General features: G+C 61.7%; 28 protein-coding genes. 18 read left to right on the top strand and 10 right to left on the bottom strand.

Going from position 1 to position 25,301, the window contains the following annotated elements; genetic code table 11:
* The 3 genes from ligD to JWQ61_RS10850 all read right to left on the bottom strand — a co-directional run.
* On the bottom strand, positions 1–2,140 hold a 2,140-nt coding region (ligD, locus tag JWQ61_RS10860), incomplete at its 3' end, for a DNA ligase D (RefSeq protein WP_304360543.1).
* Between the two features lie 8 nt (positions 2,141–2,148).
* Positions 2,149–3,045, bottom strand: coding sequence for a Ku protein (locus JWQ61_RS10855; RefSeq protein ID WP_304360542.1), 897 nt, complete (start codon positions 3,043–3,045; stop codon positions 2,149–2,151).
* Positions 3,046–3,074: 29 nt separating this feature from the next.
* Positions 3,075–3,653 carry a DUF4142 domain-containing protein gene (locus JWQ61_RS10850; protein WP_304360541.1) on the bottom strand — a complete coding sequence of 193 codons (579 nt, stop codon included), beginning with the start codon at positions 3,651–3,653 and terminating at the stop codon, positions 3,075–3,077.
* 219 nt (positions 3,654–3,872) lie between these two features.
* Here JWQ61_RS10850 and JWQ61_RS10845 point away from each other — a divergent pair, with 219 nt between their 5' ends.
* From JWQ61_RS10845 to JWQ61_RS10835, 3 genes are all read left to right on the top strand, one after another.
* Positions 3,873–4,127, top strand: a complete 255-nt coding sequence (locus JWQ61_RS10845) for a hypothetical protein (RefSeq protein ID WP_120236008.1) — start codon at positions 3,873–3,875, stop codon at positions 4,125–4,127.
* Positions 4,128–4,504: 377 nt separating this feature from the next.
* Positions 4,505–5,056 (top strand): type 1 glutamine amidotransferase domain-containing protein, encoded by a 552-nt coding sequence (locus JWQ61_RS10840; RefSeq protein WP_304360548.1) that lies wholly within the window; start codon positions 4,505–4,507, stop codon positions 5,054–5,056.
* Between the two features lie 26 nt (positions 5,057–5,082).
* Positions 5,083–5,292: a hypothetical protein gene (locus JWQ61_RS10835; protein ID WP_304360540.1), complete on the top strand. Its 210-nt coding sequence runs from the start codon at positions 5,083–5,085 to the stop codon at positions 5,290–5,292.
* Between the two features lie 37 nt (positions 5,293–5,329).
* Here the strand turns inward: JWQ61_RS10835 and JWQ61_RS10830 are convergent, their stop codons facing one another.
* Positions 5,330–5,812: a DUF4019 domain-containing protein gene (locus JWQ61_RS10830; RefSeq protein ID WP_304360539.1), complete on the bottom strand. Its 483-nt coding sequence runs from the start codon at positions 5,810–5,812 to the stop codon at positions 5,330–5,332.
* 238 nt (positions 5,813–6,050) lie between these two features.
* Here JWQ61_RS10830 and JWQ61_RS10825 point away from each other — a divergent pair, with 238 nt between their 5' ends.
* The 3 genes from JWQ61_RS10825 to JWQ61_RS10815 are packed head-to-tail and all read left to right on the top strand — an operon-like array spanning position 6,051 to position 8,418.
* The gene (locus JWQ61_RS10825) at positions 6,051–6,803 is read left to right on the top strand and encodes an ABC transporter permease (RefSeq protein WP_369684890.1); all 753 of its coding nucleotides are present in this window, start codon (positions 6,051–6,053) and stop codon (positions 6,801–6,803) included.
* Between the two features lie 14 nt (positions 6,804–6,817).
* Entirely contained in the window at positions 6,818–7,768 is a 951-nt protein-coding gene (locus JWQ61_RS10820) for an MlaD family protein (protein WP_304360537.1), read from the top strand.
* Positions 7,765–8,418 (top strand): hypothetical protein, encoded by a 654-nt coding sequence (locus tag JWQ61_RS10815; RefSeq protein WP_304360536.1) that lies wholly within the window; start codon positions 7,765–7,767, stop codon positions 8,416–8,418. The genes JWQ61_RS10820 and JWQ61_RS10815 overlap by 4 nt, the downstream gene beginning before the upstream one ends.
* 6 nt (positions 8,419–8,424) lie before the next feature.
* Here JWQ61_RS10815 and JWQ61_RS10810 read toward each other — a convergent pair whose 3' ends face one another.
* Together JWQ61_RS10810 and JWQ61_RS10805 are read right to left on the bottom strand one after the other, a co-directional pair.
* The gene (locus JWQ61_RS10810) at positions 8,425–9,708 is read right to left on the bottom strand and encodes a lipase family protein (RefSeq protein ID WP_304360535.1); all 1,284 of its coding nucleotides are present in this window, start codon (positions 9,706–9,708) and stop codon (positions 8,425–8,427) included.
* A 103-nt stretch (positions 9,709–9,811) separates the two neighbouring features.
* Complete coding sequence (locus JWQ61_RS10805) at positions 9,812–10,702, bottom strand: transcriptional regulator GcvA (RefSeq protein WP_304360534.1); 891 nt, start codon at positions 10,700–10,702, stop codon at positions 9,812–9,814.
* 171 nt (positions 10,703–10,873) lie between these two features.
* Between JWQ61_RS10805 and JWQ61_RS10800 the strand changes: the two genes are divergently transcribed.
* The 8 genes from JWQ61_RS10800 (at position 10,874) to JWQ61_RS10765 (ending at position 17,840) form a co-directional block, all read left to right on the top strand.
* Positions 10,874–11,665: a methyltransferase domain-containing protein gene (locus tag JWQ61_RS10800; RefSeq protein ID WP_304360533.1), complete on the top strand. Its 792-nt coding sequence runs from the start codon at positions 10,874–10,876 to the stop codon at positions 11,663–11,665.
* Positions 11,666–11,691: 26 nt separating this feature from the next.
* A complete protein-coding gene (locus JWQ61_RS10795) occupies positions 11,692–12,264 on the top strand; it encodes a chromate transporter (protein WP_304360532.1) in 573 nt (190 codons plus the stop codon).
* Positions 12,261–12,791: a chromate transporter gene (locus tag JWQ61_RS10790; protein WP_014005945.1), complete on the top strand. Its 531-nt coding sequence runs from the start codon at positions 12,261–12,263 to the stop codon at positions 12,789–12,791. The genes JWQ61_RS10795 and JWQ61_RS10790 overlap by 4 nt, the downstream gene beginning before the upstream one ends.
* 69 nt (positions 12,792–12,860) lie before the next feature.
* Positions 12,861–13,247 (top strand): VOC family protein, encoded by a 387-nt coding sequence (locus JWQ61_RS10785; protein ID WP_304360531.1) that lies wholly within the window; start codon positions 12,861–12,863, stop codon positions 13,245–13,247.
* Between the two features lie 103 nt (positions 13,248–13,350).
* Positions 13,351–14,730, top strand: a complete 1,380-nt coding sequence (dbpA, locus tag JWQ61_RS10780) for an ATP-dependent RNA helicase DbpA (RefSeq protein WP_304360530.1) — start codon at positions 13,351–13,353, stop codon at positions 14,728–14,730.
* 337 nt (positions 14,731–15,067) lie between these two features.
* Positions 15,068–15,754: an autoinducer binding domain-containing protein gene (locus JWQ61_RS10775; protein ID WP_304360529.1), complete on the top strand. Its 687-nt coding sequence runs from the start codon at positions 15,068–15,070 to the stop codon at positions 15,752–15,754.
* Between the two features lie 187 nt (positions 15,755–15,941).
* A complete protein-coding gene (locus JWQ61_RS10770; protein ID WP_304360528.1) occupies positions 15,942–16,502 on the top strand; it encodes an acyl-homoserine-lactone synthase in 561 nt (186 codons plus the stop codon).
* Between the two features lie 153 nt (positions 16,503–16,655).
* Positions 16,656–17,840 carry a low temperature requirement protein A gene (locus JWQ61_RS10765; protein WP_304360527.1) on the top strand — a complete coding sequence of 395 codons (1,185 nt, stop codon included), beginning with the start codon at positions 16,656–16,658 and terminating at the stop codon, positions 17,838–17,840.
* Positions 17,841–17,849: 9 nt separating this feature from the next.
* Here JWQ61_RS10765 and JWQ61_RS10760 read toward each other — a convergent pair whose 3' ends face one another.
* Complete coding sequence (locus JWQ61_RS10760) at positions 17,850–18,752, bottom strand: AraC family transcriptional regulator (RefSeq protein WP_304360526.1); 903 nt, start codon at positions 18,750–18,752, stop codon at positions 17,850–17,852.
* A gap of 253 nt (positions 18,753–19,005) precedes the next feature.
* On the opposite strand from JWQ61_RS10760, the gene JWQ61_RS10755 reads away from it, so the two are divergent.
* The gene (locus JWQ61_RS10755; protein ID WP_304360525.1) at positions 19,006–19,740 is read left to right on the top strand and encodes an SDR family oxidoreductase; all 735 of its coding nucleotides are present in this window, start codon (positions 19,006–19,008) and stop codon (positions 19,738–19,740) included.
* 66 nt (positions 19,741–19,806) lie between these two features.
* Here JWQ61_RS10755 and tauC read toward each other — a convergent pair whose 3' ends face one another.
* The 3 genes from tauC to tauA are packed head-to-tail and all read right to left on the bottom strand — an operon-like array spanning position 19,807 to position 22,514.
* The gene (gene tauC / locus JWQ61_RS10750; RefSeq protein WP_304360524.1) at positions 19,807–20,688 is read right to left on the bottom strand and encodes a taurine ABC transporter permease TauC; all 882 of its coding nucleotides are present in this window, start codon (positions 20,686–20,688) and stop codon (positions 19,807–19,809) included.
* Positions 20,685–21,500: a taurine ABC transporter ATP-binding protein gene (locus tag JWQ61_RS10745; protein WP_304360523.1), complete on the bottom strand. Its 816-nt coding sequence runs from the start codon at positions 21,498–21,500 to the stop codon at positions 20,685–20,687. The genes tauC and JWQ61_RS10745 overlap by 4 nt, the downstream gene beginning before the upstream one ends.
* A 9-nt stretch (positions 21,501–21,509) precedes the next feature.
* Positions 21,510–22,514, bottom strand: a complete 1,005-nt coding sequence (tauA, locus tag JWQ61_RS10740; protein WP_304360522.1) for a taurine ABC transporter substrate-binding protein — start codon at positions 22,512–22,514, stop codon at positions 21,510–21,512.
* A 248-nt stretch (positions 22,515–22,762) separates the two neighbouring features.
* Here tauA and JWQ61_RS10735 point away from each other — a divergent pair, with 248 nt between their 5' ends.
* Genes JWQ61_RS10735 through JWQ61_RS10725 form a run of 3 tightly spaced genes read left to right on the top strand, consistent with a single transcriptional unit; the run spans position 22,763 to position 25,289 of the window.
* Positions 22,763–23,059: an XRE family transcriptional regulator gene (locus tag JWQ61_RS10735; protein WP_304360521.1), complete on the top strand. Its 297-nt coding sequence runs from the start codon at positions 22,763–22,765 to the stop codon at positions 23,057–23,059.
* On the top strand, positions 23,056–24,369 hold the full coding sequence (locus JWQ61_RS10730) for a type II toxin-antitoxin system HipA family toxin (protein WP_304360520.1): 1,314 nt from the start codon (positions 23,056–23,058) through the stop codon (positions 24,367–24,369). The genes JWQ61_RS10735 and JWQ61_RS10730 overlap by 4 nt, the downstream gene beginning before the upstream one ends.
* 32 nt (positions 24,370–24,401) lie before the next feature.
* On the top strand, positions 24,402–25,289 hold the full coding sequence (locus JWQ61_RS10725; RefSeq protein WP_304360519.1) for a Dyp-type peroxidase: 888 nt from the start codon (positions 24,402–24,404) through the stop codon (positions 25,287–25,289).
* The last annotated feature ends 12 nt before the right edge of the window (positions 25,290–25,301 follow it).

Raw genomic sequence — 25,301 nt, 5'->3', positions numbered from 1 at the left:
TCACCGTATCCCAGCCATGGTGTTTCCTGATCGGCACCACCACATGCAGGCCTTTGCCGCCGCTGGTCTTGATCACGGCCTCCAGCTCCAGTTGCTGCAGGAAAGCGCGCAGCAGCAGAGCAGCTTGCTGCACGGATTCCCATGTGGTTTTTTCGCCGGGATCGAGATCGAAAGTCATGCGGTCGGGTTTCATGATGGACGTCTTGAGCGCGTTCCAGGTATGGAATTCAATCACGTTCATTTGCGCTGCCGACAGCAGTCCGCCCGCTGCGGCGATTTCCAGCAAGGGCGGATGGCCAGGGTCCAGCGCCGTCGTCAGCTGGCGCACGCCATGCATCTTGATCTCGCCCAGGTGCTTCTGGAAGAACAGCTGGCCGGCGATGCCGTCCGGCGCCCGCAGCAATGACACCGGCCTGCCCTTCAGGTGCAGCAGCATCAGCGGCGCGACCAGGCCGTAATAGCGTATCAGTTCGATTTTCGTGATGCCACTGGCAGCGTCGATCACGCGTTCGCCATGCGTGACTTTCAGCGATTTGAGTGTCTTGCTTTGCGGCTCTGCGGCAGGAATATGCATGGCGCTCTCCCGGTTGATTGCCTGCGGCTGCTTATCGCTGCGCAAACCGTGGAACACCGAATGACGGATATGGCCGTCGGCAGTCCATTCGGCGAACGACACTTCTGCCAGCAGCAGCGGTTCTACCCAATGCACTTTTCGATAGCGCCCGGTGGCGCCGCTGAACGGACTGCTTGCGGCGGATATTGCCTTGAGTTTCTTTGTCAGCGCCGCCAGGCCGCGCGCATCGAAGCCGGTACCGACATTTCCCGCATAGCGCAGCTTGCCATCGGCATCGTGCACTCCCAGCAGCAGCGAGCCCACGCCGATGCGCGAGCCTTGCGGATCGGTGTAGCCGCCGATGACAAATTCCTGGCGCTGGGTGCATTTCAGCTTGATCCAGTCGCCGGAGCGGCGCGTGACATACAGGGAGTCCTGTCGTTTGCCTATCACTCCTTCCAGGCCCATCCGGCAGGCGGAGGCGACGATGTCCCTGGCGCTGACGTCAAACGCGTCGCTGAGACGGACCGGCGCCGGCGTTTTTGTGTTGAACAGGGATTGCAGCAGCTTGCGCCGCTCAAGCAGCGGCACGCCGCGCATATCGTAACCGTCGTAAAAAGGCAGGTCGAACAGGTAGTAACTGACGGCTGCAGCGCTGCCGGCACTATCGAAGGCCTGCTGCAGGCGCTGGAAATCGGGCAAACCGCGTTCATCAAGCACCACGATTTCGCCGTCATACCAGCCCGCCGGCAATTTCATCCGTTCCAGCGCGGCTTTCAAAGCCGGCAACTTTGCGGTCCAGTCATTGCCGTTGCGGGTATACAAGCGCAGGGATTTTCCGCTGACCCGGGCCAGCAGGCGATAACCATCGAACTTGATTTCATATAACCAGCCCGCGCCGCCCGGCGCGGCATCAACCAGGGTCGCCAGCTGCGGCGCCAGATGCCTGGGCAATGCGGCCTTGACCACGCCAGCCGGCATTTTTGCGCGCTTGCGCCGGCCGGCGGCAAGCGGGGCCGGTTTCCGTTCTTCTTCGACAGCCAGCCTGGCGACGCTGTCCGGCATTTCGTCCACAACGCTGTATGCCAGCGCCGGCCGCGCATAGTCGTCTTTTTCCTTGATCAACAGCCAGGCTTCTTTTTTTGCGCCATCCGGTTTCATCCGTATCAGCGCCCAGCGGCCGTGCAATTTGTGTCCGCGCAATTCGAATTTCAGATGGCCGCTCCGGTATTGCTTGAGCGGATCGCCGCCGACAGCTTCCCAGCTGCCCTTGTCCCATATGATGACTTTGCCGGCGCCATATTGCCCGGACGGAATTTCACCCTCGAAGCTGTTGTAGGAAATAGGATGGTCTTCGACATGCACCGCCATGCGCTTGTCCTTGGGATCAAGGCTGGGTCCCTTGGGAATCGCCCAGCTTTTCATCGCGCCGCCGAGTTCGATGCGGAAATCGTAGTGCAGCCGCGAGGCCCAATGCTTTTGTATGACGAACGCGCGCGCGCCACGGCTGGCCTGCCCTGCCGTAGACGGCTCCGGGGTGACGGTAAAATCCCGCTTTTTCCTGTAGCTTGTCAATGCGTCGGACATGGGCGGCATCAGGCTGTTGAACGTTTAGGGGAAGGTTTGGCTTTGGCTGTCGACGTCCTTTTGCCGGCCGGCGCTTTGGCTGAACGCGGCCTGGCGGCTTTGCCTGGGCTTTTGTTCAAGCTGCGCTGAAGCATCTCAGTCAGGTCATAGATCTTTGCGCCGGCGGTATCGGCGGACGTTGTTTCCACTTCGCTGACCGTAGCGGTATCGCCGGCCTTGATTTTTTCTTCGACCAGTTTCAGGATCTGTTCCTTGAACGTATCGGTGAAATCTTCGGCATGCCAGCGCTGGCTCATTTCGCTTACCAGCTGTTCCGCCATCTGCAATTCCTTGGCAGACAGGCCGGCGGCCTTGCTGCCCGCCGGCGGCAGATCCAGTTCGTCCCAGCTGCGCACCTCGCCGCCCCAGCGCAGCAGTTCCAGCACAAGCGCCGGGCCGACCGGCGCCAGCAGGGCCAGGTGCTGCTTGGTCTGGATCACCACCTTGGCGATGCCGACCTTGCCGCTTTTGTGGAGTATCTCGCGCAACAGCGCATACACTTTGGCCGCCTTGTTGATAGGCGCTATGTAATAAGGCCGCTGCAGATACACAAAAGGAATATCCGCCGCGGCGACAAACGCTTCTATTTCAATAGTCTGCGTGGTTTTTGGATAGGCGGCAGCGATTTCTTCCTGCGACAGGACCACGTACTGCCCTTCCTCATAGGCGATGCCCTTGACAATGTTTTCACGCGCCACCTCCCGGCCGGTTCTTTTGTTGACGCGCTTGTAGCCGACCGGATCCATCGAACGCTTGTCCAGCCAGTCGAAATCCAGCCCCTGCTCGGACGTCGCCGCATGCAGGGCGACCGGAATATGGACCAGGCCGAACGATATCGCTCCTTTCCAGATCACGCGCCGGCTCATCTCATGCTCCTTTGCTCATATGGGGCAGATCATTTTTCAGCGTCGACTGTAGCCTTTAGCTGCGTCGCCATTTCCAGGTGCTCCTGCAGGCCCGGCAAATTGTTGGCGGCAAACTGCTTGATGTCGGCATCCTTGGCGCTGGCGGCGGTTTTCTTGAACAGGTCAACCGCATCCTTGTGGGCCGACACGCCGATCATGCCGGCATACTGCTTGTCGAATGTGGGGCCTTGCAGCTTGCCGAGAATTGCGATTTTTGCTTTTTGCGCCATTCCGGGTTCATCCGGCACGCTGACATTTTTAGATGCGGCCAGTGCTTTCAGTTCGTCGCCGACCTTGCCGTGGTCAGCGATCATTTTTTCGGCAAAACTCTTGACTGCCGGATTGCTGCTCTTCTCCAGGGCCAGCTTGCTGGCATCGATTTCGGCATGACCGGCATGGGCGGCATCGGTCAGGAAGCTTTTATCCTGGCGCGCCAAGCTGTCTGCCGCCAGTGCGTGGCTTGAGCTGAACGCCAGTCCAGCCAGGACGGCGACTCCCAGCATGGCGATCATTTTCCTGGACGATTGCGGATGAAGTACACGGGCTTGCGGACGGAATGACGGGATCATGGTTGCTCCTAAGTATCGGATCGGTAGCTCCACTCTACGCATCGCTCGATATGAAAAATATCAGACAAGACCGTCCCCTGCTGTAAGAATCGATGAGATTTGTAGACGACACGGCAACTCGGCGCGATGTCCTACACGACATTCAGCGACTGTCCGATAGCCCGCCATGGCGGCGCCTCATAAGCTGGGTTTACACGATGCGGCAAACCGGGAGCAAGCATGAGCGACATTACGCAAGCGCAGATACGCAACAACTACAGCAAGGAACTGAACAGCCGTTTCAAGCAGCTCAGGAGATGGGCAATGGACAACTGGCCGCTGCCCGACCAGCCTCTGACTACAGCCGATTTCAGCGCAGCGGAACATGAAATCCAGTTGCTGCTTGGCGCCAAACTGCATTCGCAGTTGCCGGCCAGCACGCCGGAAGACTTCGAGCCGCAATATCTGCCGGTGACGCCGGCACCCTGGCCTTGATTGCAACAGGACAGCGCATGAGTGCAGTCAACCGCAATGAAAAAACCTGGCAGCACAGCAGCCGCAGCCGAGAGCGGCGGCAGCCGGCCGGCGCCAGGCCACCTATACCTTTACAAGGAACCTCCATGAACGCCAACAGCGCCAACCACAAGCAGCAAAAAAATGTCCGGTCCGACAAGCACGACAGTCCGGATGAAATCACGCTCGACAATGCCAACGAAATGTCGTTCCCGGCCAGCGATCCGGTAGCCTCCTCCAACATCACGCGCGTCGCTGAAGCGCCGGACATGGCTGCCGCCGCGACCGACCATCAAAACAGCAATGCGGTGGAAGGCGGCGTCGACAGCGGCAAGTCGCCGGCCGGCAGCCTGCGCCACATGAACATCGCGATCCTGGTTACCGATGGCTTCGAGCAAGCCGAGCTGTTGGATCCTAAAAAAGCGCTGGAAGAAGCAGGCGCCACCGTCCATGTCGTTTCCGACCAGAGCGAGAGCGTGCAAGGCTTCCTGCATACCGAGAAAGCCATGCGGGTAAGCGTCGACAAGGCGCTGGCCAAGGCACTGCCGGAAGATTATGCAGCGGTGCTGCTGCCGGGCGGCGTGGTCAACGGCGATGCGCTGCGCATGTCGCCGCAGGCGCGCGGTTTCATCCAGAGCATCAACAAGGCGGACAAGCCGATTGCCTCGATCTGCCATGGCGGCTGGCTGCTGATATCGGCCGGCATCGCCAAGGACCGGACCGTGACCAGCTGGCCGAGCCTGCAAGACGATTTCAGGAATGCCGGCAGCACATGGCTGGACAAGGAAGTGGTGCGCGACCGCAATTTCGTTTCATCGCGCAAGCCTGACGACATCCCGGCGTTCAACCAGGCCTTCATCAGCTTGCTGCGCGAACAGCAGCACGCTGCATCCCATCCCGGACAAAAGTGAACGCCATGCCGCGAAAAACGACAAATATGAATGACAAGACGCCGCATAAGAAGGATGGCGAGCCGCTGCTGCCGAATGAGAGAGACGAGACCCCGGACCAGCAGGCAGCCAGGCCGCGCAAGAAGATGAAACAGGCGTTGACTGACCTGGATAAAGGCCTGGTCGATACCGACATGCACGGACAGCGCGGCGTGGAAAAAGTAGTCCGGCGATCCACGAAACTCCAGGGGAAATAAATAATCCCCAGTCGCACCGATGCAAGCGCGAGCTGTCCTATTTTTTGGGATCGGCGGCGGGAGCAGCCGGAGCTGGCTCGAATTTCGTGATCACGTAACCGACGGGTATCCATTTATCGCCGGCCTGCACCAGGGATACTTTCTCAACGGTTGGCGCTTTGGCAAAACGTCCGGCAAATGCGATATTCAGGTACTCTCCCGGCGGCAATTCCGGCGGGTTGGTGACATGAACGATTTGCGCCCACTGGCGGCTGTTCAGCGGACCCAGTTCCGTCTTCACCGCACCCAGGTATTTCAGCCAGTCTTCCTTGCTGGTGCTTTTCTGCATGGTGGGGCCGCTGCTGCTCCACATCCGTTCGGCCTGGTTGCTGTCGGCCAGCGCTATCCACTGCGAGGCGGTAGCGATGGCGCCGTCGATCGATGCCGTGCCCTGGGCAAATGCGGAATTGGCGGCCAGCAGTCCGGCCAGGGCAAATCCGGCGGTGCAAGAAATTTTCTTAAGCGATAGCAAAGTAGTCATTTTTTCTCTTTCCGTGAAATTGATCCGGGTTTTCAGAAAATCGACAGCGGCCGGCGGCGGCTGATTTTTGCCAGAAAGTCTAGCATATCCGTTTCTATTGGCAGCCGGCCGCCACTGCGGGGAAGTCAGCGTCATTAAATAAAAAGAAACCGAAGCAAGACAGTTTTCAGAGTTGCTGCGTTATCATTGAGTTATGTATCCAACCCCGTCCCGCTACATAAAACCAGAGCAATGGGCCGTGACTGTCCTGCGCACCCTGGATAGCTGGTGGCGCATGCTCCACCTGGTCGGCATCGCGCTGGCCATGGGCGTGTCGCCGTCCACCTATCACCGGGCCAACCGCAGCGCCACCTACCGCTACATCTACAGCGGCACCTGGCAGATCCTGCCATGGTTCACCCTGCTCTCGACCTTGCTCAGCCTGGTGCTGATCCGCATCGTGCTGGTCACCGCGCTCAGCTACGGCCTGTCGCGTTATGCGCTGGAAATGATGGTGCGGGTGCTGGTGCTGGAGCTGATCCCGCTGTCGGCGGCGCTGTTCGTGGCGCTGCGCGCCGGCCTGGCCTTCAACGGCGGGCAGTTGCCGGCAGCCGCCGCCAGCCAGAGCGCGACGGCGCCGGATATAGCGCAGTTGCAGCAGGACCTGGTGCCACGCGTCATCGCCAGCGCCTTCTCGGTGATGAGCCTGGCGACGGTGAGCGGCATGATTGTCTTGCTGCTGGCGTATGTCAATGTCTACGGCGTCACTCCCTGGGGCCTGCTCGACTACACGCGCACCGTGGGGCGGGTGTTCGATCCGGCGGTCACGCTGGGTTTTGCCCTGAAAACCCTGCTGTTCGGACTGGCGGTAGCAATCATTCCCACGGCTGCGATCCTTGAAAGCGCGCGCCGCCACACCACGCTGTCATCCACGCTGCAGCCGGGCGCCACGCGCCTGCTGTTCGTGCTGGTCCTGATCGAGGTCGGGGCGCTGGCGGTGAAATACATTTAATCTGGAAAACAACCATGGCACTCGCCCCTGATTCCCCGCCTGTCCGGCCGCCCGCCAATGTCGAACTCAAGGCGTTGCTGCTGCTAGTCCTGATGGCCGCGCTGGTATGCGGTTTTGTGCTGTACGTGATGTATGCGCGCGGGGTGTTCGAAAGCACCCAGCGCCTGGTGCTGGTGGCCGACGATTCCGAGGGCGTGCTGGTCGGCATGGACCTGACTTTCTCCGGCTTTCCTATCGGCCGCGTGCAGCGCATAGACCTCGGTCCGGACGGCAAGGCGCGCATCCTGATCGACGTCCCGCGCAAAGACGCCAACTGGCTGCGCACCAGCAGCGTATTCACACTGGAGCGCGGCCTGGTCGGCGACACCCGCATCCGCGCCTTTACCGGCGTGCTCGACGATCCGCTGCTGCCGCCGGATTCGGTGCGCACCGTGCTGCGCGGCGACACCGCGGCGGAAATCCCGCGCCTGGTGGCGACCGCCAGGGAACTGCTGGAAAACCTGCAGACCATCACCGCCGCCGACTCCAGCCTCAACACCAGCCTGGCCAACGTGCAAGCCATGACCGGCCGCCTGAACGGGCAATACGGTGTGCTGGGCGGCGCGCTGGGCGGCGATGAGAATGCCAAGAAGATCATCGCCACCCTGGACCGCGTCAATGCGCTGCTGACCAAGGCCGACCAGCGCGTATTCGGCCAGCCCGGCCAGCGCGGCGTGATGGACGATGCGCAAGCCGCGATTGTCCAGCTCAACAATGTATTGAGCGATGCCCGCACCAGCCTCAAGAAAGTCGATGCGGTGCTGGCCGAGGCGCAGGCGGTGGGCAGCAATGCCCGCATCGCCAGCAACGACCTGGGCGCGCTGCGCGCCGAAGTCGACGCCAGTTTGCGCAAGGTGACCCAGCTGGTCGACGAAATCAACCGCAAATGGCCCTTCGCCCGCAATACGGAGCTCAAACTGCCATGAAGATTGCCTATCCCCTCGCCGTTGGCGCTGTATTGCCGGCCTTGCTGCTGACCCTGGCCGCCTGCAGCAGCAAGCCGCCCGCGCCCGAGTGGCAGGGCAATGCCTTTAGCTCCCTGCAAAGCTTTTCCTCAGCCTATTTGAGCGGCAATACACGCGTGGCCGATGTGGAATTTGCGCGCGCCCGCGATGCTGTCGCCAGCACCGGCCGCGCCGACCTGGTGGCGCGCGCCGAGCTGACCCGCTGCGCCACGCGCGCAGCCAGCCTGGAGTTCGACAACTGCGCCGGATTCCAGCCGCTGGCGCCGGACGCTGACGCCGGCGAACGCGCTTATGCAAATTATCTGAATGGCCAATGGCAGGGGCTGGACGCCAGCCTGCTGCCGCCCCAGCATAGAGCGGTAGTCGGCAGCGGCCGCATGGACAGCGTTGAGGACCCGCTGGCGCGCCTGGTGGCAGCCGCCGCCCTGCTGCAAAGCGGACGGCTGACGCCGGCGGATATCACCAATGCCGTCGATACGGCCTCGGCCCAAGGCTGGCGCCGGCCCTTGCTGGCCTGGCTTGGAGTCCAACTGCAGCGCGCCAAGGCCGCGGCCGACCGCGAAGCCCAGGCGCGCATCCAGCGCCGTATCGACCTGGTGGCCAAGCCTTAGGGCCTGTCAGGGCGGCGGCGTCAACGCCGCGCAATTCGAGGTGATCGGCAAGCCGGCAAACAATTTCTGTACGAAGGGCTTGGAATCGGCCAGCGAGACCAGCACCGTGCTGTCATGGGTCTGGCCGGGATAATAATGCTGCTCGATGGTGCTGCCGGCAGCGCAAGCGTCTTTCGCGAACAGATACTGGACCGCGGTCGGGATATCGGTATCCAGGGTGCCGGTGCCGACAAATACCGGCGCCGCGAACTTGACCGTCGGATAATTGGACGACTGCAGGGTTTGCGTGGCCCAGGTGGTGACGTCGCCGTTGAATACATCGGAAGTGACCAGTTTGTTCTGCATGATGTTGTCTTCAATCGGCCCCAGGCACTGGCTCGCCGCCACCGCATAAAACGCCTTGCCCTTGGCGGTCAGGTGATCCGACAGCACAAAACCCGGCACTACTCTCTCCGCAGTGGCGTAACCCAGCCAGGCATACGCTTCCAGCGTCCCCAGCACCGAGGTGAAGCCGCTGGTCGGCACCTGGGCCGTCAGCGCATTCAGGTAGGCCAGCACGCTTTGCAGCTGGTAAGGAACGCCGGTCGCCACCGTTCCCAGCAGCTTGATTTCAGGCGCGTAGCTGGGCGCGTAGGCGGCGGTGGCGATCGCTCCCTGCGCACCTTGCGACTGGCCGACGATCACTACCGAACTGGATAGCTGCGGGAAGTTTTTGGAGACCGCTCGGATGCTGTCGAGAACGCTGTAGGCTTCCGGCCTTGCGTGCAAATAAGGATGCAAGCCGGGTGTGCCCAATCCCTGGTAATCGGTAGACACCACGGCATAACCTTGCGCCAGCCAGGCATCCAGGTAATCCACGTCGCGCGGGTCGCGCACCGTCCACGACGGCGCGCAGACGTCGGCTACGCCGACCGTGCCATGGGCCCAGGCGATCAGCGGCCAGCCGCCGACCGGCGGCGCGCCCTTGGGCAGCTGCAGATCGCCGGAAACGTAGATGGCGGTCTTGCCGTCGTCGCCATCGGTCGAGCTGTACAGGATGCGCACCGCCTGCGAGGCATTCGGCAGCACCTGGCTGGCCGGCAGCGGTTCCTGCTGCAACAGCACGCCGGGCGCGCTGGGTAAAACCGCGTTCCAGCGGTAAAACGCGGATACGCCGCCATCGGCGGTGAACGCCTTCGATTGCGGCACGACGTTATCGTCGCCGCCGCCACCGCCGCAGGCGCCGAGCGCCAGGCCAAGCAGAGCGGCGACAATCAATTTCGAAGGACGGCTGAACTGGGTATGGCGCATGACTTTTGTCTCCTCATTTATTTTTTTGTAAATTGAGCCGAGTCCAAAATGGCTGTTGCCATTATGCATCATTATTTGGGCGATCCGCGCTGCCCAGACCGCGTCAGCGCAGCGATTCCTGCTGCAGCCAGTCGCAAAAATGCTTGATCAAAGGCTGCTCTGCCTGGTGCCGCGCCACTATCCACCAATAGCTCCTGGCGCGGATCACCGGTTCAGCCAATGGGGTCACCAGGCGGCCGCTGGCCAGCTCATCGGTAATCAGCGGCAACGGTCCGAGCGCCACGCCGAGGCCATCGACGGCGGCCTGCAAAGCCAGGTAAAAATGGTCGAACGATTGTTTTTTCTTGCACAGGGCCGGCGCCACATTGGCTTCCGCCAGCCATTTTGGCCAGGCATCCGGGCGCGTATCCGAATGCAGCAAGGTATGCGCCGCCAGGTCGCCGGCGCTGCGGATCGGCGCACGCGCCAGCAATGCCGGGCTGCAGACCGGCAGCTCGCTCTCTTCCAGGAATTCACCGCTGACGCAGTTCGGCCAGTGTCCCGGGCCGCGCCGTATCGCAACGTCGAACAGTTCGCCCGATTCACCCAGCGGCTGTTGCGAAGTCGAGGTCGACAGCTTCAGCTCTACCCCCGGATACAGGCGCTGGAATCCGCTCAGGCGCGGCAGCAGCCAGCGCATGGCAAAGGTCGACAAGGCATTGATGTGCAGCACCCGCACCGTGCCCGATTCACGCAGCAGCTTGGTGGCGGCGGCGATATTGTCGAATGCCGCCTGCACCGTCAGCAGGTAGCGCCGGCCGTCGTCGGTCAGTTGCACCCGCTTGCCGAGGCGGTGGAACACTTGCATGCCGAGCCATGCTTCCAGCGCCGCTACCTGGCGGCTGACCGCGCCATGCGTCACATGCAACTCTTCGGCGGCGGCCGAGAAATTTTCAAAGCGCGCCGCGACTTCAAATGCGCGCAACGCTTGCAGAGGAGGAAGTTTACGAGACATGGTTGTGATTATAAATCACAAGCAGCGTGTAAAAAAGTCGATTTGTAAGATCCCCACGGTTCTGTAACATGCGCCTATCGGATCAATATTTACCAGTTCTTGTGGCGAAACGACTGATTTTCCGGAAAACGCCGATGAATTGCACCCTTGTGAAAAATCCTAGGAGATGACATGGACAAGACTACAGATATGGCTACAGATTTTTGGGATGCCAAGCAGTACATGCACTTCGGCAATGAACGCCTGCGTCCCGCCCTCGACCTGCTGGCTTATGTGCCGGAGCAGGAGCCGCAGCGGGTGGTCGACCTCGGCTGCGGTACGGGCAACGTTTCGGCCTTGTTGAAGGCTCGCTGGCCGGCTGCCGACGTGCTTGGCGTCGACAGCTCGGAAAACATGCTGGCGGCAGCCGCGGCGGCGGTGCCGGAATGCCGCTTCGAGCGCGCCGATCTCGCACACTGGCAGCCTGAAGGACTGCTGGACGTGATTTATTCGAATGCGACGCTGCAGTGGCTGCCCGATCATCCCACCCTGTTCCCGCGGCTGCTGTCGTTCCTGCGCGGCGGCGCCTGGCTGGCAGTGCAGATGCCGGCGATGCACGATGCGCCGCTCAGGAAAATGCAGGCGGAACTGGCCAGGTCGCCGGCGTTTGCGCCTTACCTGCGCGGAGTGCCGCAGCACCCATCGATCCTGACCGCGGAAAACTACTACGACCTGCTGCGCTCCCGTGCCAGCAAGCTGGATATCTGGGAAACTACTTACCTGCATACCTTGCGCGGCGAGAATGCAGTTGCGGAATGGGCTGCCGGCACCAGCCTGCGGCCTTACCTGGAAGCCCTGCCGGAAGATAAGCGCGCCGCCTTCCGCGCCGCCTATGCGGAAGCGATGCGGGAGGCCTATCCGCAACGCGAAAACGGCGTCACACTGTTGCCGTTCAAGCGGCTTTTCATCGTCGCCAATGTCTGATCCGAAAAATACGCAGTGACCACACAATGACTACAGAATCCATCATCACTGACCAGGACATGACGCGCACCGCGCCCTCCACCCGCGAGCTGTTCTTCGGCTTCCTGACGCTCGGGCTGATCGGCTTCGGCGGCGTGCTGCCGCTGGCGCGCCGCATGATCGTCGAGCAGCGCCGCTGGCTGAACCCGGCGCAATTCACTGACATGCTTGGCCTGTGCCAGTTTCTGCCGGGCGGCAACATCATCAACCTGTCGGTGGCAATAGGGCTGCACTTCCGCGGCGTCGGCGGCGCGCTGGCGTCCCTGTTGGGATTGATCGCAGCGCCGTCGGCGATCGTGATTGCACTCGGCGTGGTCTACCAGCACTTCCAGGACAATCCCTCGGTACAGCATCTGTTCGCCGGCCTGGCCGCGGCAGCCTCTGGCCTGCTGATCTCGATGGCGCTGAAAATGCTGGTCCCGATCCTGAAAAAACCGCTGCCGCTATTCATCGCCAGCCTGTTTTTTGTCTCGATCGCCCTGCTGCGCCTGCCTCTGCTGCCGACCATGCTGGTGCTGGCTCCGCTCAGCGTGATCGCTGTCTGGAAGCTGCCGTCATGACCGATACCCTGCTCGCCCTTGCAACGATTTTCAGCCAGCTGTCGCTGCTGGCTTTTGGCGGCGGCAATACCATCCTGCCGGAAATGCAACGCCAGGTGGTCGACATCCACCACTGGATGTCGCCCCAGGATTTCAGCGCCATGTTCGCCCTGGCGCAAGCCGCGCCGGGACCGAACATGATGGTGGTGACGCTGGTCGGCTGGCATGTCGCCGGCTGGCCCGGCGTGCTGGTCACCAGCCTGGCCAAATTCGGCCCGTCCTCGCTGCTCACCGGCGTGGTGCTGCACCTGTGGCAGCGCTTCAAGGACCGCCCGTGGCGCGCCACGGTGCAAGCCGGGCTGGTGCCGATGACGGTCGGCCTGGTGGCCGCCAGCGCCGCCCTGATCACCGAGGCCTCGACCCATGCCTGGGGCCTGGCGGCAATCGCCGCCGCCTGCGCGCTGCTTACCTATAAGAGCAAAGTGCATCCGCTATGGGTGCTGGCGGCAGGCGCGCTGCTAGGCTTGAGCGGGATAGGTCAGGTATAGTCAGGGCTGGACAGCCGCCGCACGCTGGCGGCCGCTTTTTACACTGTGTTCAATCCCGCCCGACCACCCATGCAAATTTCCGGCATCCACCACGTCGCTATCATCGCCTCCGACTACCAGCGTTCCAAGCGCTTTTATACCGAGCTGCTGGGCCTGGCCATCGTCGCCGAAACCTACCGCGAGCAGCGCGACTCCTACAAACTCGACCTGCGCACCTCGGACGGCGTGCAGTTAGAGCTGTTTTCCTTCCCCTCGCCGCCGCCGCGTCCGAGCCGGCCGGAAGCCTGCGGCTTGCGCCACCTGGCGTTCCGCGTGCCCGACGTAGCCGCTGCCGTCCAGGAACTGCGCGGCCAGGGCATTGCCGTGGAAGACATCCGTATCGACGAATTCACCGGCAAGCGCTTCACTTTTTTCGCCGATCCCGACGGATTGCCGCTGGAGCTGTATGAGCAATGAACAGTCCAAGTAGTCGTTCTGACAAGCATCGGGGCATTACACTGGTCCTAAGTCCTGCCTCCTGTTAGACTTCCCTCCCTTTTAAGCTGGCGACAACCTCATCGTGAAAACCTCTTCTTTCTCCACCCTCCCGCTGGCGCCGGCGTTACTCAGCAACCTGGATAGCCTCGGCTACCATGAAATGACCACCATCCAGGCGCAGAGCCTGCCGGTGATCCTCGAGCGGCGCGACCTGATCGCCCAGGCCAAGACCGGCAGCGGCAAGACCGCGGCCTTCGGCATCGGCATCCTGCACAAGCTCAATCCCAGCTATTTCGCGATCCAGGCGCTGGTGCTGTGCCCTACGCGCGAGCTGGCGGACCAGGTCGCCAAAGAGCTGCGGCGGCTGGCGCGCTTTGCCGACAACGTCAAGATCCTGACCTTGTGCGGCGGCACGCCGATGGGCCCGCAGATCGGTTCGCTGGAGCATGGCGCCCATATCATCGTCGGCACCCCGGGACGCATCCGCGACCACATCGGCCGCGGCAGCATCAACCTCGGCACCGTGCAGACGCTGGTGCTGGATGAAGCCGACCGCATGGTCGACATGGGCTTCTACGAAGAAATCTCGGGCATCGTCAGCGCCTGCCCGGCGCGCCGCCAGACCTTGCTGTTTTCCGCCACGTATCCGGACGACATCCGCAAAGCCAGCGCCGAATTCCTGCGCGATGCAGTCGAGGTCAAGGTCGAAGCGCAGCACGATACCGGCCGCATCGAACAGCGCTTTTACGAAGTCTCCTACGAAGGCCGCAATGCCGCTGTGGCGCAGCTACTGAACCACTACAAGCCGGTCTCGACCATCGCCTTTTGCAACACCAAGATCCATTGCCGCGAACTGGCCGACGAATTGCGCGCGCAGGGCTTCAGCGCGCTGGCGCTGTACGGCGAACTGGAACAGCGCGAGCGTGACGAGATCCTGGTGCGCTTCGCCAACCAGAGCTGCTCGGTGCTGGTGGCCACCGACGTCGCCGCCCGCGGCCTGGATATCCAGACCCTGGGCGCGGTCATCAATGTCGACGTTTCCAAGGACACCGAAGTCCACATCCACCGCGTCGGCCGCACCGGCCGCGGCCAGGACCGGGGGCTGGCGCTGAGCTTGTGCGCGCCGAACGAAAAGAAATGGGTCAAGCTGATCGAGGACTACCAGCAAGGACCGGTCAGCTGGTTCGACCTGGCGGCGCTGGAACCGGCCGAGGGAGAACCGCTGACCGCACCCATGCTGACGCTGTGCATCATGGGCGGCAAGAAAGACAAGCTCCGCCCGGGCGACTTGCTGGGAGCGCTGACCGGCGATGTCGGCCTGAGCAAGGAACAGGTCGGCAAGATCAGCGTGTTCGAATTCGTGACCTATGTGGCGCTCGACAAACGGATCGCCAAGCAGGCGTTCGGCAAGCTCAGCAACGGCAATATCAAGGGCAAGAACTTCAAGATGCGGTTCATTTAAATCGAAGCGCCGCGGGTGGCATCGTGCATGTGAACAAATCAACAATTATTTTTGTATGTTCACTCAATCCCCTCGGCGGCAAAAGTGTGTTAAATTTCCTAATGGAAACTTTTTTGTGAGCGCGGAAATCCGAGGCCCGCGCCGCAACTGAAGCCAAAAAAGGCATACAGGTTTTGATTCCAAATGCTAGCTGATGTGACGTTGCAATGCCGTTTCCCAGGCCCCTCTCTGACAATGGCCTGAGTGCGGTTTTGCAGCAGAAGAAAAGAATTTCCTTCCATGAAAAACACACATTTTTTACGGGAGTGCAGGTATGTTTAGTTGGCAAGAGCAACAAATGCAGTCTATGTTGAGCGCGAAATCCGCGCCCGTCCTTTTTAACGCCTTGTCCGGAGTCGCCAAGCAGCTCGGCTTCGATTACTGCGCTTACGACATGCGCCTGCCCTGGCCGGTGGCCGAGCCCAAGGTAGTCAGCCTGAACAACTACCCCACCACCTGGCAGCAGCGCTACATGCAGGAGCGCTACGACAAGATCGACCCCACCGTGTCGCATGGCAGGCACTCGAACCTGCCGATGGTCTGGTCCGACAAGCACGTCGCCAGCAACCACTCGTTCTGGGAAGATGCACGTTCGCACGGCCTGCACGCAGGCTGGGCGCAATCCTGCCATGACGCCAAAGGCATCTCCGGCCTGCTCAACCTGTCGCGTTCGGACGACAGCGTCTCGCACAAGGAGCTGCGCGAGATTTCACTCAAGCTGTCGTGGCTGGTGGGAGTCGCGCATGAAGGCCTGTCGCTGCTGCTGATCGAGAAACACATGCCGGAAGCCGCCACCCAGCTGACTTCGCGAGAAATCGAAGTGCTGCGCTGGACCGCCGACGGCAAGACTTCGGGCGAAGTCAGCGAGATCATGAACATCACCGACCGCACGGTGAATTTCCATATCTCGAACACCTTGAAAAAACTCAACGCCACCAACAAGACCGCAGCGGCCATCAAGGCCGCCAGGCTCGGCATCCTGTAACCTCGGCCGGCGCTGCCTCCAGCGCCGGAATCCGACGCAACCCCTGTCAATCCGGCCCTGGCCGGATTTTTTTTGCCCATTTCCTGTCTGATTCCCCGTCGCCCCCTACCTGTCAACCTTGACAGTTACGCCAAGCGCCCCATGCATTTCAAAATTAATTCACCAATACTGACTAAGGACACTACTGATGAACGTCATTTCCGGGGCTGCTGCCGAGTTGTCAAGTGAGCTATTTTCGAAAATATCCAGCTACCGCCACAAGGTTTTTGTCGAAACCCTGCAATGGAAACTGGAGACCAAGGATGGCGCAGAACTGGACCAGTTTGACCATGCCGACACGGTCTACGTGGTGGCGCAGGACAACCAGGGCGAAGTCAACGGCTGCGCCCGCCTGCTGCCTACCAACCAGCCCTATCTGCTGAGCGAAGTCTTCCCGCAGCTGCTCAAGGGCGCGGCGCCGCCCTGCACCACCGAAGTGTGGGAGCTGTCGCGTTTTGCCGCCGTCGATTTCAGCAAAAAACATCAAAAGCACGAGACGCCGCTGGCGCAGGTTTCCTCATCCAACGCCTACCAGCTGCTGCAAGCCTCGATAGACTGCGCCGCCCGGCGCGGCGCCAAGCGCCTGATCACCGTCTCGCCGATAGGCATCGAGCGCTGGCTGCTGCGCGGCGGCTTCAAGGCGCACCGCTCGGGACCGCCCATGCTGATAGACGGCCATCGCATTTTCGCTTGCCTGATCGACGTCTGAGCAACGCCGGTCTGCCGGGCTCCACGGTAACAGCCCGGCCGCGCATGCAGTGCACAATCAAGCCTGGCGACGGCGCCGCCGGCGGCAATTGACATGCGATGGAAACCTCCCTTATTGTGAATGACAATATCTACACAACGAGGGAAAACCACCATGGCCATCTGGGGCAAAGCCAACCTATTGCGCACGCGCGACGGCCATGAAGCCAAGGTGCTGTCGGTCGAACTGTTCTTTGACCTGGTCTATGTCTTTGCGGTTACCCAGCTCTCCCACCACTTGCTGGAAAACCTGACGGTGCTGGGAGCCGTCCAGACCCTGGTCCTGTGGTTCGCGGTCTGGCTGGTCTGGCAATACACCTGCTGGGTGACCAACTGGTTCGACCCGGATGCCATGCCGATCAGGGTGCTGCTGTTCGCCATCATGCTGGTCGGACTGGTGATGTCGGCGGTATTGCCGGATGCGTTTGGCGAACGCGGCCTGATTTTTGCGGTGTGCTACGCCAGCATGCAGATCGGCCGCACCCTGTTCGTGGTGTTCCACCTGGGACGGCACCATGCGCTGAGCAAGAACTTCCAGCGCATGCTCGGCTGGCTGTGCATCTCGGGCGCACTCTGGATCGCCGGCGGCCTGTCGCAGGGCCAGTATCGGCTCCTGTTCTGGACGCTGGCGGTGGCTTGCGAATACCTGTCGCCGATGATCGGCCTGTGGCTGCCGGGCTTGGGACGCTCCCGCACCCAGGACTGGACCATCGAGGGCGGCCACATGGCCGAACGCTGCCAGCTGTTCGTGATCGTGGCGCTGGGCGAATCGATCCTGGTGACCGGCGCCACCATCGGCCATATGGCGAACTGGGATGCGCCGACCCTGATCGCTTTCCTGGTGGCTTTCCTCGGCAGCCTGGCGATGTGGTGGATCTATTTCGACACCAGCAGCCAGGCCGGCACCGAAGCCATCGTGCATTCCAAAGATCCGGGGCGGATAGGCGCGTATTTCCACTACACCCATGTCATCATTGTCGCCGGCGTGATCATCACCGCGGTCGGCAACGAGCTGGCGATGGCCCATCCGGCCGGACACATAGAGACAAAATCGCTGGCGACGCTGGTCGGCGGACCGATGGTTTACCTGCTTGGCAACGGCATCTACAAGACCGTGGTCTACCGCCTGTTCCCGTTTTCGCACATGATCGGGCTGGTACTGCTGGCGATATTGATCCCCTTCGCCTATTACACCGACCAGCTGATGATCTCCGGCCTGACCACCGTGATACTGATCATCGTCGCCATCCAGGAAAGCATTTCGCGGCGCAGCTCCCAAACAGCGCGCCACGCCGAATAAGGAAAGAAGCTAGGCCGGACTGCCGACCGCCGCACCGGCGGCCCGCAAACGCGCCACATCGCGCGCCGGCGGCGAGCCGAACATGCGGTTGTACTCGCGGCTGAATTGCGAAGGGCTTTCATAACCGACCAGGTGCCCTGCGGTGGCGGCGTCGCCGATCTGGGCGAACAACAGGCGGCGCGCCTCTTGCAGCCTGAGCTGCTTCTGGTATTGCAACGGCGTCATCGCCGTCACCGCCTTGAAATGATGGTGCAGCGAAGACGAACTCATGTTCGCTTCGCGCGCCAGGCTTTCGATCCGCAACGGCAGCCGGTAGTCGCGCTTGATCAGTTCGATCGCTTTCACCACGTGCTGGGCCTGGCTGTCGGACATGGCGATCTGGTGCAGCATGCCGCCCTGTTCATCCTGCAGCAGGCGGTACAGGATTTCACGTATCGCCAGCGGCGCCAGCACCGGAATGTCCTGCGGCGTCGCCAGCAGTTGCATCAGGCGCAGCATCGCATCCAGCAAGCTGGAATTGGCCTTGCTGACAAACACGCCGCGCGCCGGCAAATCAGGCCTTTTCGCATGGCGCTCGCCGGCCATGATCAGGTCGCCGATCTCCTTCGGATCAAGGTCCAGCCGCACGCACAGGTAAGGCAACTCCGGCGTGGCTTGCGTCACATGGCCCATCAGCGGCAGGTCAACCGAGACCACCAGGTACTGGGCCGAATTGTAGATATAGACTTCGTCGGCCAGCATCGCCTGCTTCTGTCCCTGGGCAATGATGCACAAGGCCGGCTTATGCAAGCCATGGGCGGGCGCCGAGGGTTGCGACAATCGCAGCAGGTTAAGCGGCGCTATCGCCGTCTGGTGCGTGCCATCGGTGACGGTGTATTGCTCAATCAAGCGCGCCAGTTCGAGTTGTTTCATCGACACCAGAGGGTCGGGGGCACTCTCTTGGATTGATCCTGAATCATTCATTTCCGGCCTCGTTTCCAGTATTTGCAGGGTTTGACCGAGTCTACTATTTTTCCATCGGACGCGGCGCCGCCCGGCCGCACAACTGGAGGATCAGGCAAGAAGTCGCGACGAAGCGACTATCCCTGGCCGCTTCCCGGCTCCTATATTGATAAGCATGTCTGGCGCCGACGGCGCGGGACCTGACTACATCAAGGAGAAATACATGTCTGGAATCAAGGATAAAGTTGTCATCATCACCGGCGCCAGCAGCGGCATCGGCGAAGCCACCGCCCGCATACTGGCGGCACATGGCGCTCGGGTAGTGCTGGGCGCGCGCCGCACCGAACGCCTGGAAACCCTGGCGGGATTGATCCGCACAGCTGGCGGCATAGCAGAATATCAAGCCCTGGATGTCACCAAACGCAGCCAGCTGGAGGATATCGTGGCGCTCGCCAAAAGCCGCTTCGGCCGGGTCGACGTCATCGTCAATAATGCCGGAGTAATGCCGCTGTCGACGCTGGAGCAGCTGAAGGTGGACGAATGGGACCGCATGGTGGATGTCAACATCAAGGGCGTACTGTACGGCATTGCCGCCGCCTTGCCAGTCATGCAAGCCCAAGGCAACGGCCAGATCATCAACGTCGCTTCGGTCGGCGGCCATCGGGTGGTGCCCAGCGCGGCGGTATATTGCGCCACCAAGTTTGCCGTCAGGGCGATTTCGGACGGCTTGCGCCAGGAAGTCGACAACATCAGGGTGACGGTGATTTCGCCGGGGGTGACCGAATCGGAGCTGGCGGACAGCATCACCGACCCTGCCGCCAAGCTGGGAATGCAGGCTTACCGCAAGATCGCCATTACGGCGGAAGCGGTCGCCCGCACCATCCTGTTCGCCATCGAACAGCCGGCTGACGTCGACCTCAGCGAGATCGTGGTGCGTCCGACGGCAAGTGCAACCTAACGCAGCGCCACGAAACAACAGGCCAGCCGGTCACGGCTGGCCTGCCCCACCTCCCTGAATCGGGAACTATGCGCGGCCTTCCCACGGCACGTATTTGCGCTGCAGCCAGCGCAAGGCATATTCAAAACTGGAAGCAATCAAGGCAATCACCAGGATCCCCATGATGACGACATCGGTCACCAGGAACTGCGCCGCCGACTGGATCATGAAACCCAGCCCCCGCGTGGCGGCAATCAGCTCCGCCGCGACCAAGGTCGACCAGCCGACGCCCAGGCCGATGCGGATCCCGGTCAATATGTCCGGCACCGCGGACGGCAGGATCACGAAACGGATCAGCTGCCAGCGCGAAGCGCCCAAGGTCTGCGCTGCCCGCAGCCGGTTCTGGTCGACCCGCCGCACGCCATGCAAGGTAGCGATCGCCAGCGGCGCGAAAATCGCCAGGTAGATCAGCAGCACCTTGGACAGTTCGCCGATGCCGAACCAGATCACGATCAGCGGCAAATAAGCCAGAGGCGGGATCGGCCGGTAAAACTCGATCAGCGGATCGAACACCGCGCGCGCACGGCTGCTCAGGCCTATCAGGATGCCCACTGGAACGGCGCTGAAAATGGCCAGCAGCAGCGCGGCGAATACCCGTGCGATGCTGGTGGCGGCATGCTGCCACAAGGTAGCGTCGACAAAACCGTCGAGCGCGACCGCCTTGAATTTCTGCAATACCGCCAGCGGCGACGGCAGGAACAGCGACGGCACCAGCGCCAAGGCGCTGACCAGCCACCACAAACCCAGCAAAGCCGCTACCGTCAGCAGAGTGATGCTGCGCTCGGAAACGGCGCGCCCGGCCTTGGTTTTTGGGGCCTCCTGGCGCTGGCGGGCAGCGCTCGGCGATGCCTCCGGCTCCGGCGGCAGTTCAAATTCAAGCGGCGAAAACGTCACGGATAATTCACTCATGCCAATGCCTCCTCCAATCCGGCAAGGTTGCCGGAAGCGTTGCTCGAAGCATGACCCGGATGCAGCAGCTGCTCCAGGATTTCCTCGCGCAGGCTGACGAAGCGCGGATCGGACTTGATGCTGCGCGCCGCTTCGCCGGCCGCAAAACGCGCTCCGAATTCGAGCTGGCGCGCACTCTCCACCCGTCCCGGCCGCGCCCGCAGCAACACCAGGTCGGTCGCCAGGAACAGCGCTTCTTCCACGCTATGGGTAATCATGAAGATGCCTTTGCCGGAGGCTTTCCAGACTTGCAGCAGATGTTCCTGCATGTGTTCGCGCGTCAAGGCGTCGAGCGCGCCTAGCGGCTCGTCCAGCAACAGGAAACGCGGATCGACCGCCAGCGCGCGCGCCAGGCTGACGCGCTGGCGCATGCCGCCGGACAGTTCCCAGATGGCGGCGTCGGCGTAATCCTGCAGCCCGGTCAGCGCCAGGTATTCGTCCGCCCTGGCATGGCGCTGCTGCGGCGACTGCCCGGCCAGGCGCAGCCCGAACGCGACATTTTCCCGCACCGTCTGCCATGGCAGCAAGGTATCGTTCTGGAACACCACGCCGCGCTCGGCGCCCGGCCCGGTGACCGCCACACCGTCAATGCTGACGGAACCCGAGCTCGGCTTCAGGAACCCGGCGATCAGGTTGAGCAAGGTGGTCTTGCCGCAGCCAGATTCACCGATCACCACGGTAAACCGGCCGTCATGCAGATCCAGCGACAGATCGTGCAAGACTGGCCGCGCCGCGTTGGGATACACCACCCCCACCGATTGCAAACGGATCATGCGAACTCCTTACTGAAGCGCTGCTTGCTTGGCGAACGCCGGATTGACATAGGGCTGGTAATCCGGCAATACGCGCTCCACTTTCTTTTGTTCTTGCAAGAAACCGGAAGTCGCCGCCAACGCCTTGACGGTAGAATTGCTCAGCAACTGCTCCTGCTCGCTCAGGGTAGGAAAGCCGCTGCCGGCCAGCAGTTCGGCGATATCGCTCTGCTTGGCGGCGGTCAGGCGTGCAATTTTCTCGAACTGCGGCGAACCGGCTTTCCAGTCCGCACCGTGGCTGCGGTAGTCGGCATAGGCTTTGCCGGTGACTTTCACGAAGGCGGTCACGAAATCGGGATGTTTTTGCGCAAAATCCTTGCGCACGATCCAGGCGTCGAAAGTCGGCGCGCCCCATTTGGCCACTTCAGCCGAATCGGTCAGGATCTTGCCGGATTCCTTGACCTTGCCCAGCGCCGGATCCCAGACATAGGCGGCGTCGATATCGCCGCGCTGCCATGCCGCCGTGATCTCTTGCGGCCGCAGGTTCAGGATCTGCACCTTGGAGGCGGGAATGCCCCAGTGCTTGAGCGCCGCCAGCAGGCTGTAGTGGGTGGTCGAGACGAACGGCACCGCGATCTTCTTGCCTACCAGGTCTTGCGCCGTCTTGATGCCGCTGCCGTTACGCACCACCAGCGCTTCCGCCTGGCCGATCTGGGCCGCGATCAGGATGGTTTCGATCGGCAGTTCACGCGTCGCAGCGGCGGCCAGCGGGCTGCTGCCCACATAACCCAGCTGGATATCGCCGGACGCCACCGCGGTAATCACGTCGGCGCCGCTGTCGAATTTCTTCCAGTTGATTTTCCAGCCGCTGGCCTTTTCGTAGGCGCCGTCAGCCTGGGCCACTTTGGCGGGTTCGACCACCGTCTGGTAGGCGATATTGACTTCCTGGCCGGCGGCCCAGGCCTGGCCGGCCAGCACAGTGATGACTGAAGCTGCCGCCAAGGCTGGCAAACGTTTGAAAATATTGGCAATCATGCAAACCCTCGTTGTGATTGAATTGATCGATGCAACTAACGAGCCCTAAGGCTTTGGCGCAAAGTTAATCGATTCGGGCAAGTTGCAGAACGAAGGTTTTCGGCAATGCTTATATGGTTTTTGCCTGGAGCAAGTTTTTAAAAGAGATAGTAAAATATCCTTTTAATTTAATAAGATATTAAACTATCTTTTTCAGAAAAAGATACTATACTATTCTTAAATCCATAAAAGATAGTTTATTAACCTTCATGAAAACCTTGAACGAACTCTCTTCCGTCCTGCGCCAGGCAAAGGACCGGCTGGCGTTGCCGATCATCGCCATGAGCCGCGTCAGCGGTCTGACGGCGGTGACGATACGCGGCGTCCTGTCGGGCAAGAACGATCCCCGCCTCAGCACCCTGATGACGATGGCCGACCTGCTGGGACTGGAGCTAATGCTGCTGCCCAAGGCGGTGGCGTCTTCGATTGCCGCAAAAGCGCCGGCCGAGGAAGAAGTGCAAAGCCTGGTAGCTGCGGCGCTGGCGCAGCAAGCGGAGCGCAAATGAACCTGAGCGCGCTGGATATTTTCGTGGCGGAGCGCCTGGCCGGCGTCCTGTTCCAGTATGGCGACATGGTGCGCTTCCAGGTCGATCCCGCCTATGCGCAAGATCCGCAGCGTCCGACCTTGTCGCTCTCGATGCGCGCCGCCACGCCGCAACAGGACATGGCCCTGCTGCTCAATCCGCTGGCGGCGATTTTCAATTCGCCAGGCCAGATGCGGCTACCCGCCTTCTTCCAGAACCTGCTGCCGGAAGGCGTATTGCGCAAGCAAATCGCGCTCGAGCGCAAATGCGCGGAAGACGATCATTTCGAACTGCTGGCAGCCTGCGGCCGCGACTTGCCGGGCGCCGTCAGGGCTATCCCGACCAGGCTGACGCGGGCCACGATGACGCGCCTGGTGACGCAAGACAAGGAAGCCATAGAAGAAAGCGTGAGCGCGGCACCGCTGGTGGACGGCGTCTCGATTTCCGGCATGCAGCCGAAACTGGCGCTGATCCTGGAAGGCGGCAGGTATGTCAGTCGCACCCGCCACAAGGACGCTCATATCATCGGCAAGCTGCCCACGGCCCAATATGATCACCTGCCGGAAGTCGAGCACCTGTCGCTGCAGCTGGCGCAGGCCGCCGGCGTCACCGTATGCAGCGCCAGCCTGCAGCCATTGGCCGCTATCATGGCCGAACATCCGCACGCCGCAGAAGACAACCAGCAATTCCTGGCGGTGCAACGCTTCGACCGCGACCAGCCGGGGCGCCTGCATGTAGAAGATTTTTGCCAGATCCTGGGCGTGGATCCCGACAAGAAATATACCGGCGCCAGCTATGCCGACATGGCGCTGGTGATGCAAGCCGTGCCGGGACTGGGCGCAGCGGCCTGCCATGAGATGCTGCGCCGCATCGCGGTCAACGAACTGATAGGCAACTACGACGCGCACCTGAAAAATTTCGGCATCCGCTACCTGGCCGACGGCAGCATCGAATTCTCGCCGGCCTACGACATCGTGGCGTACAGCGTGTACCTGAACGGCAGCGGCCACGCCCTCAAGTTTGCCGAGGGCCAGGCCAAGCGCTCGTTCCTGTCGCCGCTTACCCTGCGCGCGTTCGCCAACCGCAGCGGCCTGCTGGAGCCGCCGCTGCGCCAGGTGATCAGCGAGGTCTGCAAAAAAGCCCTGGCGACATGGCCCGCCCTGATTGCCGCCAGCCAGTTGCTGCCGCACCAGAAAACCAGGCTGACCGAATATTTCATGGGCCGCGACATCATCGCCGGCTTGCGTGCAAGACAGGCCCGGCAAAACGCAAAAGCTGCCGGAATCCGCTAATATCACACCCTTCTCCCGTTTAAGGATCAGCAATGCCAGCAACAGCAGACCAAGCCCAGCCAGGAATCCTGGAAGTACTCGCGCCACTCGGCCGTTCACTCACATTTCGCCTTGGCGGCCACAACCCGCAGGCGGCGCTGATACGGCTGCGCGAAGTTTTTGCGGCGGACTGGGGCGTGGTCGGACTAGGTCAGTCCCTGGTCCAGGCGCTGGAACAGCATGTCGGCGGCCTGCGTCCGTTTCCGGCGCTTGAAGGACAAGGCTGCGCTGCGCCGTCGACCCAGCAGGCCATGTGGATCCTGCTGCGCGGCAGCGACCGCAGCAGCCTGTTCGAACGCACCGCGCAACTGGTCGAGCTGCTGGGCGAAGCGCTGGTGCTGGACGATGCGATGGATACTTTCCGCTATCGCGACACGCGCGACCTGACCGGTTACGAAGACGGCACCGAAAACCCCAAGGCCGCCGCAGCCATCGCCGCCGCACTGGTGGCGGACGGCGTCGGGCGCCAAGGCTCGAGTTTTGTCGCGGTACAGCGCTGGATCCATGATTTGCCGCGTTTCCGCGCTTTCCCCGCGGCGCAGCGCGACGCCACCATCGGCCGCCAGGTTGCCGACAACGAGGAAATCGAAGATGCGCCGGAATCGGCCCACGCCAAACGCACGGCGCAGGAAAGTTTTACGCCCGAGGCCTACATGGTGCGCCACTCCATGCCATGGGATAACGGCCTGCAGCAAGGCACCGAATTCATCGCTTACGGCGAATCCAGCGACCGCTTCGAAAACGTCCTGCGCCGCATGCTGGGCCACGAAGACGGCATCGTCGACGCCCTGTTCAGCTTTTCGCGTCCGGTCACCGGCGGCTACTACTGGTGCCCGCCGCTGCAGGACGGCCGCCTCGACCTGTCCGGCATCGGCATCTAAGCCGGGCTCGGC

Origin of the sequence: Collimonas fungivorans (assembly GCF_028292705.1) — a bacterium.
GTDB lineage: Bacteria > Pseudomonadota > Gammaproteobacteria > Burkholderiales > Burkholderiaceae_D > Collimonas > Collimonas fungivorans_B.
The sequence above is the reverse complement of the archived record's forward strand: the minus strand, read 5'-3'. Positions and strand labels throughout refer to the sequence as shown.

What these genes read in the sequence shown, in the direction of transcription:
- JWQ61_RS10810 (WP_304360535.1), bottom strand. Translation starts at nt 9,708, where the DNA reads ATGCGCCATACCCAGTTCAGCCGTCCTTCGAAATTGATTGTCGCCGCT.
- JWQ61_RS10775 (WP_304360529.1), top strand. Translation starts at nt 15,068, where the DNA reads ATGCAGTCTATGTTGAGCGCGAAATCCGCGCCCGTCCTTTTTAACGCC.
- JWQ61_RS10815 (WP_304360536.1), top strand. Translation starts at nt 7,765, where the DNA reads ATGAAGATTGCCTATCCCCTCGCCGTTGGCGCTGTATTGCCGGCCTTG.
- JWQ61_RS10820 (WP_304360537.1), top strand. Translation starts at nt 6,818, where the DNA reads ATGGCACTCGCCCCTGATTCCCCGCCTGTCCGGCCGCCCGCCAATGTC.
- JWQ61_RS10840 (WP_304360548.1), top strand. Translation starts at nt 4,505, where the DNA reads ATGAACATCGCGATCCTGGTTACCGATGGCTTCGAGCAAGCCGAGCTG.
- JWQ61_RS10765 (WP_304360527.1), top strand. Translation starts at nt 16,656, where the DNA reads ATGGCCATCTGGGGCAAAGCCAACCTATTGCGCACGCGCGACGGCCAT.
- tauC (WP_304360524.1), bottom strand. Translation starts at nt 20,688, where the DNA reads ATGAGTGAATTATCCGTGACGTTTTCGCCGCTTGAATTTGAACTGCCG.
- JWQ61_RS10735 (WP_304360521.1), top strand. Translation starts at nt 22,763, where the DNA reads ATGAAAACCTTGAACGAACTCTCTTCCGTCCTGCGCCAGGCAAAGGAC.
- JWQ61_RS10785 (WP_304360531.1), top strand. Translation starts at nt 12,861, where the DNA reads ATGCAAATTTCCGGCATCCACCACGTCGCTATCATCGCCTCCGACTAC.
- JWQ61_RS10800 (WP_304360533.1), top strand. Translation starts at nt 10,874, where the DNA reads ATGGACAAGACTACAGATATGGCTACAGATTTTTGGGATGCCAAGCAG.
- JWQ61_RS10770 (WP_304360528.1), top strand. Translation starts at nt 15,942, where the DNA reads ATGAACGTCATTTCCGGGGCTGCTGCCGAGTTGTCAAGTGAGCTATTT.
- JWQ61_RS10760 (WP_304360526.1), bottom strand. Translation starts at nt 18,752, where the DNA reads ATGAAACAACTCGAACTGGCGCGCTTGATTGAGCAATACACCGTCACC.
- JWQ61_RS10725 (WP_304360519.1), top strand. Translation starts at nt 24,402, where the DNA reads ATGCCAGCAACAGCAGACCAAGCCCAGCCAGGAATCCTGGAAGTACTC.
- JWQ61_RS10830 (WP_304360539.1), bottom strand. Translation starts at nt 5,812, where the DNA reads ATGACTACTTTGCTATCGCTTAAGAAAATTTCTTGCACCGCCGGATTT.
- JWQ61_RS10855 (WP_304360542.1), bottom strand. Translation starts at nt 3,045, where the DNA reads ATGAGCCGGCGCGTGATCTGGAAAGGAGCGATATCGTTCGGCCTGGTC.
- JWQ61_RS10755 (WP_304360525.1), top strand. Translation starts at nt 19,006, where the DNA reads ATGTCTGGAATCAAGGATAAAGTTGTCATCATCACCGGCGCCAGCAGC.
- JWQ61_RS10805 (WP_304360534.1), bottom strand. Translation starts at nt 10,702, where the DNA reads ATGTCTCGTAAACTTCCTCCTCTGCAAGCGTTGCGCGCATTTGAAGTC.
- JWQ61_RS10745 (WP_304360523.1), bottom strand. Translation starts at nt 21,500, where the DNA reads ATGATCCGTTTGCAATCGGTGGGGGTGGTGTATCCCAACGCGGCGCGG.
- JWQ61_RS10790 (WP_014005945.1), top strand. Translation starts at nt 12,261, where the DNA reads ATGACCGATACCCTGCTCGCCCTTGCAACGATTTTCAGCCAGCTGTCG.
- JWQ61_RS10730 (WP_304360520.1), top strand. Translation starts at nt 23,056, where the DNA reads ATGAACCTGAGCGCGCTGGATATTTTCGTGGCGGAGCGCCTGGCCGGC.
- tauA (WP_304360522.1), bottom strand. Translation starts at nt 22,514, where the DNA reads ATGATTGCCAATATTTTCAAACGTTTGCCAGCCTTGGCGGCAGCTTCA.
- JWQ61_RS10850 (WP_304360541.1), bottom strand. Translation starts at nt 3,653, where the DNA reads ATGATCCCGTCATTCCGTCCGCAAGCCCGTGTACTTCATCCGCAATCG.
- JWQ61_RS10835 (WP_304360540.1), top strand. Translation starts at nt 5,083, where the DNA reads ATGAATGACAAGACGCCGCATAAGAAGGATGGCGAGCCGCTGCTGCCG.
- JWQ61_RS10795 (WP_304360532.1), top strand. Translation starts at nt 11,692, where the DNA reads ATGACTACAGAATCCATCATCACTGACCAGGACATGACGCGCACCGCG.
- JWQ61_RS10845 (WP_120236008.1), top strand. Translation starts at nt 3,873, where the DNA reads ATGAGCGACATTACGCAAGCGCAGATACGCAACAACTACAGCAAGGAA.